This is a genomic window from Bradyrhizobium sp. JR3.5 (assembly GCF_054057015.1).
Genome location: NZ_JBSRYV010000002.1, coordinates 5,221,776 through 5,236,579, shown reverse-complemented (window position 1 = coordinate 5,236,579; position 14,804 = coordinate 5,221,776). Strand labels below are relative to the sequence as shown.

Genomic DNA, 14,804 nt, shown 5'->3' with positions numbered 1-14,804 from the left:
TCGTGGTGATCTCTGCAGTCGTGGCCAACAAGCCCCACCTCTTGCCAAGCCAACTCAACTCGCGTCGCAACCGCGACCCGGGCGGGATCGTTCCGCTCGCACCCAAGGCGACGCCGTGGGGCGAATCGTCCCATCCAGATCGATGAAATTGGACGCACGCAAGCCAGCCAAGATGTCCCCTCACAGCTATTCGCCTCAACTGTGATGGTCGCAGCTTCGACCGCGCTGGCCCTTGCGTTCAGAATCGCTTGATCTCGATTCCGTATTTCCTCAGCGCATAGCCAATCTGGCGCGGCGTTAGTCCCAGCAAGCGCGCTGCCTTTGCCTGCACCCAACCAGATTTTTCCATGGCCGCAATGACCCGCTCGCGATCGGCCCATCTTCGCGCCACCTACGAGGGCTGTGCCGGGAGGAGGAGTCAGTGAGGCCAATTCGCTGCCGACGATCGGACTCGGCGCGGTCGCTTCAGATAGCGGAGTGATGGACCTCGCGGGCACCGGCATGCTCGGTACGGGCGGCATTATCATCTTGTCCGATGTACTTTTCCATAATGTCGCGGAAAAGCACTGGCCGTGGCAACAAGCAAAGTCATTTCTCACGATTGATGGTCCGGCGGACAGCGTCGCTGTGCGCTCAATGCAGTTTTCGAGCTCGCGGACATTGCCTGGAAAGCCGCAGTTCATCAGCACATCAATCGCACTCGCCTCCAACGTCAGCGTGCGTCCGTTCTTATTGTTGAAATTCCTGAGGAATTCGCTGGCCAGCAGCGGAATATCACTGCGCCTTTCGCGCAGCGGTGGCAGGAGCAAGGGAACGACGTTAATCCGATAGTAAAGGTCTGCGCGGAACTCGCTCCTTACCACGGCCTCTTCAAGGTTTTCTTGTTGGTCGCCGCTATGATACGAACATCGATCTTGATGGTCTGGTTGCTGCCCACGCGTTCGAACTCCTGCTCTTGCAGGACTCGCAGCAACTTCGCCTGAAACGGCGCCGAGATCTCGCCGATCTCGTCAAGAAATAGCGTCCCTTTGTCAGCGAGCTCGAAGCGCCCCTTGCGCGAGCTGAACGCGCCGGTAAAGGCGCCTTTCTCATGACCAAATAATTCGGACTCCAGGACCGTCTCAGGCAGTGCCGCGCAATTCAGCTTGACGAAGGGCCGCTTGGCGCGAGACGATGATTCGTGAATGGCTTTGGCTGCGAGTTCCTTTCCGGTGCCGGACTCGCCGCGCAGCAGGACCGTGCTGTTCGATTTGGCTATGATCGCGATCTTCTCGAGCAGCCCACGCAGCGCGGGGCTATCGCCAATGATGCCATGGGCGTGTAGCTTCTTACGCTCCCGCGCAGGCTGCCTAAGCTCAAATAATTGCTTTTGTGGCCGGTCCCTTCTCCGCCATCAGTCGCTCGCGGTCGCAACCGCACAGGCGATGCAGCTTCACTGTCTGTCCCACCAGATTGGCGACCATGGCGAGCAGCCGCGCATCGTGATCGAGCCGCAGACTCGATTTGTCGTCCCGGATACGGTCGACTGTCAGCGTACCTACGACCTTCGGGTCGATGCGGATTGGAACCCCGATGAACGACACTGGCATATTATCGGAGGCGCCGAGCACTTCGAGGTCCGCTGCGCTGAATGCCGGCTCGGCTACCACATTCTCGGCGACAAGAGGCCTCTCCGTCGCGACGATCTGATCGATTGCCTTTGGCAGGCGCATCCGGTAGCGTTCGTCGCTGCCTTCGCTCCACCCGCCGCCCACGGTAATCTCTGGCATTCCGTCATCGTCGAACAGGGAGACGATGCCGTGTCGCATCTGCACGAACGATTGCAGAAGATCGACGACGCTGGCCAACGTGACTTCAAGCCGGCAAGGAGCCGTAAGTATTTTCGAAATTTCGAATATGCCGGTCAGCGCGCTCTCGCGCAACGGCTCGATGGAGAGCTCGCGCTCCGTCTCCGGTTGTGATGCGGATCTTTCGCGTGCGGAAGCGATATGCAGCATGAGGCGCTCTCCGTTGTTTTGATCATCCGCCTTGGCACTTTGTTCGGGTTTGCGAGCTTCGTTTTGCATGTCATTCTCGATCTAACGCCAAGTGTTGACGAGATGACATGGAAGCGTAACAGCTTTTCATGGCACGACGGTAAACTGACATTGCCTTGAGTTCATTCTTTTTGCGGAATGGATGCGCGACGTCAGCAGTAGAACTGCTGCAACTCAAGTCAGCTGCATTGCCAGGCCTGGCCAATTCACAGGTGTTGTCCGCCATTGATCCGGACCTCGGCCCCCGTGACGTAGCTCGCGGCATCCGAACATAGGAAGAAGGTGACCTTAGCAACGTCATCTGGCGTTCCCACTCTGCGCAGCGGGATGTTTGGCACGAGACGCGCTTCTGTGTCGGGCGACAACATATCCGTCCTGATTTCGCCGGGCGCGATTGCATTCTCGCGAATGCCATGCGGTGCATAATCGTGGGCCATTTCGCGCGTGAGGCTTGCAAGCGCAGCTTTCGACGTCGCATAGGCGCTGCCGGCAAACGGGTGCACCCGCGAGCCCGGGATCGAAGTCACGTTGACGATCGATCCTGACGCGGCTTTCAGCTCGTCAAACAAACCCTGCGCCAGCAGGATCGGAGCCACCAGATTGAGATGGAACACCCGCATCCAGATTTCTGTTGACGTCGTCAGTGACGTCAGCCGGTCACCGTTGGGCGTTTTCGGTGAGATGCCGCCATTATTCACCGGCGCGTGCAGAGGTGCGCTCGCCACGCGTTCATTAACCTGGGTGATCACGCGCGGCAGCATTCGATGGTTGCTGAGGTCGACCTCAATATGATCCTCATTCCGTGACTCCCACGGGCACCGCTCGCCGTCGAACGATTGGCGCGCGCAAGAAATAATGCGCCAGCCCGCCTCCGAAAACAGCTTGGCGGTGGCATGACCAATTCCGCGCGATGCCCCGGTCAGCAGCATCGCCTTGCGTTCTCCCGGATGGACGCGGGCTTTATCGGCGTGAAAGGGACACCCCAACTGTGTCTTGGGCAGCGGACCTCCAACCAGATCGTCATTTGGCAGATCGAGATCCACGCCCGCCTCCTCTCCTGTAGCGCCACTGGTAAACGCCTAGCAGGAATTTAGCCACCGCGATGCACACAAACGCGCTCCGGTTTTGCGTCCTAATGTCGCGCTCGCGGAACGCTTGGCCGATTTGAGACATGGTGCGTTTGCTTTGGGACAGCGTTGGTGCCTCACCTACACAGCGCCAAGAGCCCACTCGCCTCTGCTAAAATCGGGCTACAGCGCTCCCTTTCCCGATCGCGTGAGCGGAGGAGCGAGGCGATGGACAGCGGCTCTCGTCGGAGCGACGAGCAGTTAGGATAGCCGCCGCGCCTAGTTCCGCGTGCGATCGAAACCTGACGCTACCAGCTTGGTACGTTAGGATCGCGTCGGCGCTTTTCATCACGCAGCCGACTTTGCGGAAGCAATATTTATTTTTAGCGCTCAAGTTTCGGGATGTCGCGCGGGACTCGCTTGGCTGCGCATCTCGGCCTCAAGCTTGCCCGCAACTGGTGCTGACTTCACCGCACTGTAGCCTGTTGTGTCCAGCAGTGGCACGTCGCCGCGCAGATTGATTTCGCGACCACGAACTGGCGTACCGAATTTTAGCCCCACATAGTCGATCCCGAATGCGCCAGTCCCCGCAAGCAGTGGCCGGCCGCCGCGACGGAACTCGCCGGCTCAACGGAGAACTTTTCGGAAACTTCGCGATTGGCCACCGAGAAGCGTCCACTTGCGGGTCCGCGCGAGGTGAACACGAAGACGTGTTCCACCTGTTTAGCCGGTGGCAGCACGTTAAGGCCACTGTTGCCGAGTTCGTGCTTCAGCGGACGGCATTCGGCCGCCGCATCTTTCTCTTCTCCAGTGGAACGTCGCGTCGGAGCGTCAGTTTGGGCAAAACAATAAATTGCCGCCCAGAAACAAAGTAAAATTACTGCTGGATGCAAAGAGCGGCCATCAGGTCGATGACGCAAGTTGCAACTTTCATACAGCCACGAGATCTTGCGAGGTTTCTTCAATCAAGATCAATCGGCTCGGATCGTTCAAATCGAATTCTATCACGCGCGGCGCAAAGAGGCGCGCATAGCGCGTGAAGGCGCTCGTCGGCGGGAAGCGAATCACAGTGTCGCATCGGGCAAGGAGATACATCTCGATGAGGGCGGAAAAGCCGCCCTCGGCCCCGAGCGCGGCGCTGTGCAACGGCCCGGCCTGAGGCGCCTGGAAACGTTTTGGGATCGTGAAAACATCAGGAAATATAGTCGAAACCTTCTCAAGGACGAGCGCGCTGTCCGTGCACAGGAAAGCCCTCACAGGTTTTGTGTGCGGTAACGCCCTGGCCTTATCAAGGGCGTCACAGACCTGTCGCAAGGCGCGCTCCGGGTCGGCCCAGTAGGGAGCATGCCCCATAATATCCTCGCCGTTTCCGTGCCGAACATGAATGCCGATTACGCTGTACGGCGCAAAGTGCTCGCGGTAGACGGCATCAATCCGAGCCTGAATTTCAGATCGCGGTTTAATGCTCCGGAAAATTTCTCGCTCTGCTTCTTCATCGCAGCGCCACATCAGGCAGGCACCACACACAACAGTATTAGCGTCACTATCTTGCTGACTTTGGAACAGTTGATCGAGTTCGTCGCGCTCCCGGAAAATCTGCTCGTCCGGCCGATACACGCAGTCGATCGATGGCTTGTTCCACCAAGCCGGGAAGAATGGTCCCGGAAAAGAGCGCTGATTGATCTGATCGTCGCAAATCACCCGTACGCCGGCAATCTCTTCAACTGGTTCGAAGAACACTGGAAAGGCATTGATGAACGGCTGATCGAGATAGCAGGACCCCCGCCAATCGATGACCAGGCTCCGCCCGGTCCGCTGCGCAAAACGCCAGGCTGCCGCCAGCGACCACAGGCAGTCGCCGAATCCCGTGTGTCGTCGGGAGATAACGAACCGATCGTTCATCGAACCGCCAAGCATCTGCATTACCTCGTTCCGGGCTCCTGGTTGGGCCAAAGACATCCCTGGAGACATCTCACGTTTCATCTCGTCCGACGTCATGGTCGGCGATCGCGGTGCCGCCGGCGAGTTGCTTCGGTAAACCTTCATAGCAGCCGATTCCTGGGATGCCGGCGGATCTCTCGACGCTTTCCGTGTGTTCTTCTACTCAGCCACGTTAACTCGACATACTTGATTGCTGCCGTCACAAGCGGCGCCAGGCGGATGCAACCGCACGCCCCGCTGCTCCCACACGAGCCGCAATTCCTTCACGAGATCGTCACGGTCGGCCTGGTCCGGCGCAATTGCGTCGAGAAGGGTGCCGAGCGACGCCTTGCCCTCGATCTGCATCAGCAGCTCGAAGAGTTCGTGTGAGATACGCATACTATCCCGGCTCGAATGTCCCGTACGGATTTCGCTGACCGTTTCCTGACGATCTCCCGCTGTGTAAGACCGAACACGATGAAGTGACGCATATGGTGGCAATGAAACGCTCAGTGCATTCCAATCCCGCAGCGTTGCTGTCCGCTTCTTCACCAGGAACGGCCCGACCACAAGTCCGTCCAGGTCGGTCGTCAAGAACGTGACGATCGCATCTGAGACGGAGTCAACGATCGGCTCGGCATTATTGTTAAAGGACGTATTCAGAAGAACCGGAATTCCGGTTCGCTTCTTGAACGCATTGATCAAATCCCAATAGGTCGGATTTGTCTTGCGCGATACTGTTTGCAGCCGAGCGGTGCCATCAACGTGCGTGATCGCACCGAGCACGCTACGCTGGGCTTCACGCACGCGAACCACGAAGTTCATGAACGGGAGCTCGCTTGTGCCGCCTGGAAGCTCAAAGAACTCGCTCGCATCCTCCTCAAGTACAGACGGCGCAAACGGACGATAGCCCTCACGCTTTTTGACCATCGCGTTGATTCGGTTCTTGTTATCCGCTGGCCGTGGATCCGCAAGGATGCTGCGATTACCAAGCGCGCGAGGTCCGAACTCCGAGCGGCCCTGAACCCAGCCAATCACAGCGCCATTTGCCATCCAGTCGGCCGCACTGGCCGCTATGTCATCACTACGTTGAACATCAAGGTGCCCCGCCCATGCATTGAGCTCGTTTTCTACGGCTTGTTCGCTTCCGAGATCGGGTCCCCAATAGACGTGCGGCAGTCGCTCGCGCGGCGCTGGACTGCCCAACTCGTTTGACATCATCAATGCGGCGCCGAGTGCGCAACCGGCGTCGTGCGCTGCGGGTTGGACGAAAATGTCGTCGAAAAGCCCCGAATAAAGCAGCTTGCCGTTCACCGTGCAGTTGTGGGCCACACCTCCCGCGAGGCACAAACGCGTCATTCCCGTCGCTTCGCGATAGTGCCGCAGGATGTGAAACACGATGCGCTCCAAGGCTTCCTGCAGCGAAGCGCTGACGTCTCGATGCTGCTGTGTGAATGGCATTCCCTTTCGCCGGACCTGGATGTTGCGAAGCAGGGCCGGACCGATTCGATCCAGGTGGACGCGATAGCCACCGTTGTCCAGCAACTCGTAGAACTGCGTGAAGAGCTCGCGATAGGAAGCTGGATCACCGTAGGGGGCAAGCCCCATCACCTTGTACTCGTCAAACAACCCGTAGCCGAGATATCGGATTGTCTCGAGATAGAACAACCCCAGAGAGTTATGCTCGGGAAAGCCTGCAAGTTGCGTAATTTCGGTGCCAGATCCCACCGCCAATAGACCCGAAAGAAAATCGCCACCGCCATCGATCGCAAAAATCAGGCTTCGCTCGAACCCGGACATGGCAAACGCGCTGACGGCATGCGCTTCGTGGTGATTAACGAAGGAAACCCGCGACGCATCGATCTCAGCACCGAATTCCCGTGCCAGCAGCTGTCGCAGCAACAGTTTGGCATCCAGCGTGACGGGCTGAGAAACAAACAGGCGCTCGAGCATGGTATTGCAGTAAGCTTCAGTCGCGTAGAACGCGATACGGTCTATCTCCGCAAGCTCAACTCCAGCAGTGGAGAGACAGTATCGGATCGAATTGCCTGGAAACTTGTTGGAATGCTTGACCCGATTGAGGCGCTCCTCCTCGACCGCAGCGATCACGCGGCCATCCCGGACAAGAACCGCAGCGCCATCGTGTAGAAACGTATTCGGCAGGTCAGGCGAGCTTTCATAGATTCTGTCAAGACCGCCACTCACTCCGAGGCACAACATCTCGTTCTCCATCTGATCATGGCAGAACAGCCAACTGCCGTTCCACCAGCGTAGTTTCCATTATCCCGCTCCCTCGGCTGCGCGAACCACCCAGCACGACCAAGGTCAGCAAAGTCCGTCTCGGCGCCTCGCCACAGGCGCACTACCGATCGACCGAACAGACGGCGGCCGACGTCGCTTGACCGAAGACCTGAAGGCCAATGCAGCCGCGGCCGTGGCAGTCGGGCGTGCCTCAAAGCGATCGAATGAGGTGTCGTGACACTGCATCAACTGGATTTTCTCTGGCTTTCTCCGGACTTCATGTCAACGCAGCAGGCGGCGCCGAAACAGTGCCGTCGACACGAAGAAAGCCAATACCGCGTAAAGACAAAGCGCAACGACATGCATGCCAGCGCCGCCAGCGCCGCGCTCAAGCATCACCGGGCGAATGAGGTCGACCGAATGTGCGAGCGGCAGCAAGCCGGTCAGGTGCTGAAATGAGCCGGGCAGTTGGCTCATCGGGAAGACCGCGCCACACAAAAACACCATGGGCGTAAGGATAAGGGTCTGGTAAAAGACGAAGTAATCGTAGCTTGGCGCAAGAGATATGACGACCATGGCCAGGCTGGCGAAGACAAGCCCGGTAAGGGCGATTGTTGGAATGACATAGAAAATGGACGGCCAGGATGCATAACCGAGCGTGGCAGCGACAATCCCGATCGCTGTTCCAGCCAGGACGGACTTGCTGGCCGCCCACACCAACTCACCTAGAACGATATCGCCAAGCGTGAGCTGTGTTGACAGGATTGCCTCCCAGGTGCGCTTGGCGTCCATGCGTGCAAACGCTGCATACATCGTTTCAAACGTAGCTGAAGTCATCGCGCTGGTCGCGACCATGCCCGCCGCCAGAAATGCGATATACGAGGTCCCCTCGATGCGTCCGACGACTAGTCCAAGGCCAAAGCCAAGGCCAAACAGATTGGTTATGGGATCCGCGAGGTTGCCGAGAACCGATGCAAGTGCGACTTTCCTCCACGCCAGGAAGTTTCGGCGCCACACCGCGATCCAGTTGTAAGCGTTAGCGGGCATCACCGCCGCATAACTTTCACCCATTGCTCACTTCTCCATCTCGCGTCCGGTCAGCCGCAAAAACACGTCCTTCGAGATTCGGTGGGCGCTGCAGAATGCGAAGGCCCGCTCGCCCTCGCAGGCGCGCGCGCACCTGCTCCGGATATGGCGCATAACAAAAGAGCGTCTCACCGCTCACTTCGACGTGTCGCGCATAGGGCCTGATCAGCTCACAGAGCTCGTTTGGATCGCCGCCATAGACTTCAATCGCGTTGCAACCAATATGCTCGTCGATCAGCGCGTCGGGCTTGCCTTCGGCGATCTTGCGTCCACCCTCGAGGACACACAGTCGATCGCACAGGCGCTCGGCTTCTTCCATGAAGTGAGTCGTCAAGAGAATCGTCTTGCCACGCGCAAGCAGCACTCGCAGGCGTTCCCAGATCAGGTGGCGTGCGTGCGGATCCAGACCAGTCGTCGGCTCGTCCATCACGAGCAGATGCGGGTCATTGATTAGCGCACGCGCCAGGGTCAGCCGCCGTTTCATGCCACCAGACAGCTCAGAGACCCGCGCGTCCGCCTTGCTTTCGAGGCGCGCGAACTCGAGCAGCGATGGTATGATCGCCTCGATCTTGCGAGCGTTCATGCCGAAGTAGCGGCCAAACACCAGCAGGTTCTCTCGTACGGTGAACTCAAGTTCAAGGTTATCGAACTGCGGCACAACGCCAATGCGCACGCGTGCCACACGAGCGCGCGCTGGCACAGGCTCATTGAGTACCGTTATCTTTCCCGCGTCCGGCGAGATCATGCCGAGGAGCATACGCGCGACCGTGCTCTTGCCGGCGCCGTTGGGCCCGAGCAGGCCAAAGCACTCTCCGCGCGCAACCGAGAACGACAGCTCATTGACGATAATCCTGTCGCCAAACGACTTTCTGACGCCGGCAAGTTCGATTGCCAAGGTGGACATGTTCACCTTAGGCTGACAGAAGTCGTTCAGCCGACGATGACTTGCTTACGACCGGTTTGGTCCAGAGCAGGCCGTCGCACCAGACATGCTCAACACGTCCCCATTGGCAGGCCGCGGCAGCGTCCGGAAAGAATCCACGCCCGTGGAGGTTTGCGCTCGTGTTGCAGAGCAGTGGAATGCCCGTGAGTTGCTCGAATTCAACGAGAAGCTCGGCGATTTTGTGCGGAGAGTTGCGGGAGATTGTCTGTAACCGCGCAGAGCCGTCCAGATGGACGACAGCGGGGATCCTGCCGCACCATTCCGGCCGGGTCTGGTGATCGAACAGCATGTAAGGATCTGGCGTACCCGGGCTGAAGATCTCTGGCGCCCGATCTTCCAGGCAAATCGGCGCCACAGGCCGGAAGTGCTCGCGACGCTTGATGTCATTGAGATGATCCTTCATTGCCGGGGACGTCGGAGCTGCGAGAATGCTTCTGCCACCCAACGCGCGCGGTCCAAGCTCGGCGCGTCCGGACAGGAAGATTGCCGGCTTGTTGTCGGCGAGAATGGCCGCAAGCTCCTGCAGACTGCACGGCGCGGCCTCCCATTCCGACGGAATCTCGCTGGCCTGCAGAGCCGGACCACTGTTAAACAGACCATTCCAGTGGTCCAAACCCATTTTGCACGGCCATCGCTGCGCAAGCAGCACCGATTGCCGAGCCGCTGTCATTCGGGAAAGGCGGCACCCACACTTCATCGAACAGTCCCGTCTCGCGAAGCGCACTATTCCACTTGATGTTGAGGCCGCACCCACCGGCTACACATAGATTTCGCGCTCCCGGAAGCGAGGAGTGCCGCAGCAGAACCATCGCAATTTCCTGCACAATAAGGCGTTCCAGGAACACGTGGAACGAGGCAAGCACATCCTCCGCTTGCTTGCCCTTCAGTCGCAGTGCGCTAGCTTCGAAGAAGTCGTGCATAGCTGCAAGTGACGCTTCCGGATTGTTGATGTCCGCGCGGTAGCGACGAGCCTGCTCCGTGTCTGCGGCGAAGCGCTTTTTGTAGAGCTCCTGAAACACCGCGACGATGCTTTCGTCGACAGAGCCAAGCGCGATGTAAGCCATCAGCTTCCCGGCGATACCCAAGTCCCCAATTGGTGCGACTCGGTTGCCGGTAGGGCCCGAAGTGAAGGCCCGCGGCGGCATAGGCGTGACCGATCATTGGAAACAGGCATCCAATGAGCCGCGCTCCGCGAGGTTCGACATAGTAAAGACGCGGAAAGATGCAGCCATCCCAGACCAGACAGAACGCCGGTTTTCCGGCACTGGCAAACGGGCTGGTGCTATATGCTGACGCGACGTGGCCCGTGACGTGCGGGTAACTTTTATAGGGAAACACCTTGTCGCTAAGGATCAGGCCAAAGCCGTCGACCGAATCAAGAAGACCCCCGGCATGGCGCTCGACATATGGCGCTCCTTTCAGCGCGATCGGCACGGCCCCGCTAAGCACCTGGAATCGCGATTCAATCTCTCCATCCCAGCCGTCGATGACGAACCGATCAATATCTCGCGGATCCAGGCCGTGCTCCGCCAAAGCAAGCACGACTGCATCGAGATTGTCGACGGATTGATAGCGTGGATTGTTGCCGCGCTTCTCTTGCTCGGTGCAAAAGACAAGCCGCCCGTCCTCGACGACGGCAATCGCCCCGTCATGTGTCAACTTGATGCCGCAAATGCGCATACGACCCCCTGGCCTAATGGCCGAAATTTGATTGTTCTGATGAGTGACTCGAATTCCGGAACAAGACGAGCAAGCAGTCTTCGCTGACCGACCCGGTATGGCAGTGCAGACGCTCGACCTCCGACAGGCGTTCCTTGAAGAGAGCAATCACCGTCTCGGCACCAGCAGCATGACCCCAGTGTTGACACGTGGCATCACGCGCAGACCCGAACACCAGAGCGCCATTTGGAGCAAGCATGCTCATCAAGTTGCAGACCGCCGCGTGCATCTCGGCAACGTCGTTGAGATAGTAGAGTACCTCGGCGACGACGATCAGATCGAACTGCTCAGCGGTCGAGAACTGTTGAATGTCGCAGGTTACCCACGTGATATGTGACCGGCTGCTAGTCCGCACGCGCGCTAGCTCAATCGCCTGCGGCATGACATCGACCACCGTGACGCGTTGGCAATGCGGCGCCAGTATTTCCGTGAATGCACCGGCTGCGCATCCGACTTCGAGGGCATGCGCAACATCCCCGTTACAACACGACATCCGGAGCATTTGCGCGTACCGTTCCTGCTCGAACGAACTGCTGTCGAGGTGCCATGGATCATCCACAGCCAACTCGCGCTCCAGTAGCTGACGGTTCTTGTGCAGGGTCATGAGTCCATCACCTATTTATAGGCAGTCGATCGATCGTCACCGCAAACACTTTCCGCCGCCGCCAAGCGCGATGGACGATCGGGAAACCCCGACTTACGAATCGCGCCGGAAACTCCCCCTGTACTCACAGGGCCTGGTCCAGCTTTCGGGCGCGGCGTGACGGCTTGCTTATCCCCTCCGGTCGGCACGTTGACAACGGTACGCGACAGCCAATCGCTATTGCTCAATGTACAAAGTGCATAGGCTTTCAGGGGAAGCAGGAGAAAGATGTTGATCGGCGTGTGAAGCGAGAAGCCGAGAAACCGCAGTTCTCCCGCGCGAGAGGCTGCCACACTGCACCGGACCATCGTCATCGCTGCGATTGTCAATCCCGTCCACCAGGGCACCGACCCTTCGACTGCAAGCTGGGCGAGTGCAGCCAGTGATGCTAAGGCGAGAAGCAAGGGACCGAGATTCTGTCCGATAACGTCCAGGGTTAGATAGCCATCTAGCTCTGGCAGCAGGCGCAATGCAAGAAAGGTGTCCCGAAAGGTACTGCGTGCCCAGCGGAGTTGTTGACGCAGGTATGGCCCAAGGCTGTCCGGGACAACTGTTGCCGCGATCGCGTCCGGTACATACTCGGTTCGAAACCCCGCCTTGAGCATGAGGATCGTCAGATGGCGGTCCTCGCCGAAATCACTTGGCTTGCCACGAAAGAATTGCGCTTCGTATTGATCAAGCAGCAGAGCGAGCGCAGAGCGACGATACATCGCGCATGGACCACAGCAGCACATAACGGCACCGAAGCGAGCCTGTGCCGCGCGCTCTTCGTTGCACGCCAACCAGTATTCCATGTCGATCAGCTTGGTCAGCCAGGTTTCGCCGCGATTGCTCGCAATCAACTGGCCCATCGCCGCACCGATTTCCTGGTCTTGCATCTTCAATGCAAGCTTCGTGACGACGTCAGCGGCAAGTATCGTATCCGAGTCGACGTTGAGCACCAGGTCCCCGGATGAGCTGCGTATTGCAGCGATCTGCGCCTTGCGCTTTCCAACGTTTCTGGCCAGCAAGATGATGCTGAACCGCGGATCGTTGGCATAGGCGCTGTGTACAGGCTCGACAAGGTCGCGATTTGCGGATCCATCGTCGACCACATAGACTTTCAGTTTTCCCGCGTAGTCTTGACTTGCAAGCGAGTCCAGACATTCGGCGAGCGTGTTTGGATCCTCATTGAAGCAAGGCACGATGATATCCACGCTGGGCGGAGCCAGCTCGGCTTGTTCCGGATCGTCTTGCGGCAATGAGGTGTTCGCGGGCCGCGCATAAAGCGCTTGCGCGCTCTTGTAGACAGTCGAGAGCAGCGCATAAGACGAAACAGCGACAGCGCTGGTTGTAGCGAGCAGGTCCATAGGGTGCCAGTTTTTGTTCAGTGAAGTTGAGGGAGCGGACGGATTACAAACCCGCGCTGTTGTAATGTCGGGATCAGGTATGAAAGCGCCGCCACCGTCTGATCGCGCAGGGCGGCATCAGTGCACGGTGTCTCCTCGCCAGGAGGATGTCCGTCGTGCAGGAGCACAATTGCACCCGGGCGAACGGCCGCCAGCACTGAGCGCACAATCCTATCAATCCCAGGACGCGACCAATCTCTCGGATCGACCGACCAGTGCACAGCTGCAAGGCCAGCTCTCGCTGTTGTGGTCAGCACCTGCTGGGTCCATATGCCGTAGGGTGCTCGCATATGCCTGGGTGAGGCCTGCGGGCATGCCGAACGGATCGCCTTACTCGCCGTCAGCAGTTCATCGTGGACCTCTGCTGGGTCGCATCTCGACAGATCCGGGTGCGTCATCGTGTGGTTTGCAACTTCGTGCCCTTCCGCGATCATTCGTCGAATGAGTTCAGGCCGGTCGGCCGCGTACGTGCCGATCACGAAGAACGTCGCCGGCACCTGATGTTGCGTGAGCACGTCAAGGACCTCTGGCGTGCAAAAAGGGTTTGGCCCATCGTCGAAGGTCAAATAGACAGAACGGCCTCCGCTCAGGTCAGCGTAGTCGCAACGGACGGCAGACAGCGGGACGATCTCTTTCACAGCTCAGGCCCGTTCCGATCGATGATCGTGCCGGCAGGCCACTCGCTTAGTGAGCATCCAACCGGGAAAACCAGCACAAGCACCTCTTCGAGGCGGATCGGCGACAAGTCGGAATACACATCCGGATGCGTGGACCGGACGCGGATGCCGGACATGAGGGTTGCCAGCCCCCGCCTTCCAACCAGTCGGGTAAGATGCTTCTCGAGCGCTGGCCGCACAGTACCAAAGCCGAATGGGACCCCAAGCTCTTGCAGCACAGGATACATCACGCGCATTGAGTGGCTAACTCCAAGCCCCTCAAGATCCGGCCGCACCGCATATAGCCCCAGCTCCGCCACGAGTAGATCGACCGCACCAATCTTGATGAACCGTCGGAGTGCTCCGATGTGAGCAGCCACCCCGCGCGCGTCGTAACCAATCGCGCGGACCTCTGGCCTTGCACCGGCCCAACTTCGGTTGCCTTCGAATGGCTGCGCATTGAAAGCACCGGTCGGCCCGTAACTCTTGCGGAAGAACTCGGCGAGCTCGGCATGATCGGCGAGCCGCAGCTCGCTTTCCCAGCGAACGCTCCACTGGACTTGAGAGCGCGCAGAAGGCGCTTGCGCAGTCCGGGATACGGCAATGTTCATGGCGGGCTTCCCTGCGCCAGTGAGGTCAACAACGGAGATGGTCACGTGAGCTCGCTAGTCGCCGAACCGCTGCTATCAATACTGAAACGCGCGGCCATGCGGCATCGGAGCCCGCTCCCATCGCCAGCACCGCGTCGGAACACACTGCTTGGAATGGCGTCTTCGCTATAGACGAGCTGATCGCACGGTTCGCGCTTATCGTCCCATCCAATGCCTGCCGGAGATATGCCAGGACAGGCCGACGAGGCGATTGGATTGCCCAGAACCTATCTGCAGCATGGAACGGCTCCGCCTCGTCCAAGATCGCTATCGACGCTGCGCAGTCTGAGGACAGGCCTTCGATGCGTGAGACCTCATCGAGGGCGCGTCCGATTGTCAGCAGATCAACCTGGTTCTTATGCATCTTCGACACACCCCGAATGCGATTGACAGGCGAGCCAGTTGAACTGTCGCCGGATGGACTTGGCATCCGCAATTCGCGCCTGCCGCCCGGT

General features: G+C 58.9%; 8 protein-coding genes and 3 pseudogenes. All 11 read right to left on the bottom strand.

What is annotated here, in order from left to right; all coding sequences use genetic code 11:
• Positions 1–238: 238 nt before the first annotated feature.
• Positions 239–1,997: pseudogene (gene nifA / locus ACVWW1_RS42100) on the bottom strand (nif-specific transcriptional activator NifA).
• 245 nt (positions 1,998–2,242) lie between these two features.
• Entirely contained in the window at positions 2,243–3,079 is an 837-nt protein-coding gene (locus ACVWW1_RS42095) for an SDR family NAD(P)-dependent oxidoreductase (RefSeq protein ID WP_456659941.1), read from the bottom strand.
• Between the two features lie 954 nt (positions 3,080–4,033).
• Positions 4,034–5,149 carry a nodulation protein NodZ gene (locus tag ACVWW1_RS42090; protein WP_456659940.1) on the bottom strand — a complete coding sequence of 372 codons (1,116 nt, stop codon included), beginning with the start codon at positions 5,147–5,149 and terminating at the stop codon, positions 4,034–4,036.
• A 54-nt stretch (positions 5,150–5,203) separates the two neighbouring features.
• On the bottom strand, positions 5,204–7,243 hold the full coding sequence (locus ACVWW1_RS42085; RefSeq protein WP_456660802.1) for a carbamoyltransferase family protein: 2,040 nt from the start codon (positions 7,241–7,243) through the stop codon (positions 5,204–5,206).
• A 303-nt stretch (positions 7,244–7,546) separates the two neighbouring features.
• Complete coding sequence (locus ACVWW1_RS42080; RefSeq protein ID WP_429032921.1) at positions 7,547–8,335, bottom strand: ABC transporter permease; 789 nt, start codon at positions 8,333–8,335, stop codon at positions 7,547–7,549.
• Between the two features lie 3 nt (positions 8,336–8,338).
• Positions 8,339–9,260: pseudogene (gene nodI / locus ACVWW1_RS42075) on the bottom strand (nodulation factor ABC transporter ATP-binding protein NodI).
• 1 nt (position 9,261) lies between these two features.
• Positions 9,262–10,973 (bottom strand): annotated as a pseudogene (gene nodU / locus ACVWW1_RS42070) (nodulation protein NodU).
• Between the two features lie 13 nt (positions 10,974–10,986).
• Positions 10,987–11,616 carry a nodulation methyltransferase NodS gene (nodS, locus tag ACVWW1_RS42065; RefSeq protein WP_456659939.1) on the bottom strand — a complete coding sequence of 210 codons (630 nt, stop codon included), beginning with the start codon at positions 11,614–11,616 and terminating at the stop codon, positions 10,987–10,989.
• Positions 11,617–11,627: 11 nt separating this feature from the next.
• The gene (gene nodC / locus ACVWW1_RS42060; RefSeq protein WP_429032909.1) at positions 11,628–13,004 is read right to left on the bottom strand and encodes a chitooligosaccharide synthase NodC; all 1,377 of its coding nucleotides are present in this window, start codon (positions 13,002–13,004) and stop codon (positions 11,628–11,630) included.
• A 17-nt stretch (positions 13,005–13,021) separates the two neighbouring features.
• A complete protein-coding gene (gene nodB, locus ACVWW1_RS42055; RefSeq protein ID WP_429032906.1) occupies positions 13,022–13,681 on the bottom strand; it encodes a chitooligosaccharide deacetylase NodB in 660 nt (219 codons plus the stop codon).
• Positions 13,678–14,310 carry a NodA family N-acyltransferase gene (locus tag ACVWW1_RS42050; protein WP_429032992.1) on the bottom strand — a complete coding sequence of 211 codons (633 nt, stop codon included), beginning with the start codon at positions 14,308–14,310 and terminating at the stop codon, positions 13,678–13,680. The genes nodB and ACVWW1_RS42050 overlap by 4 nt, the downstream gene beginning before the upstream one ends.
• Between the last annotated feature and the right edge of the window lie 494 nt (positions 14,311–14,804).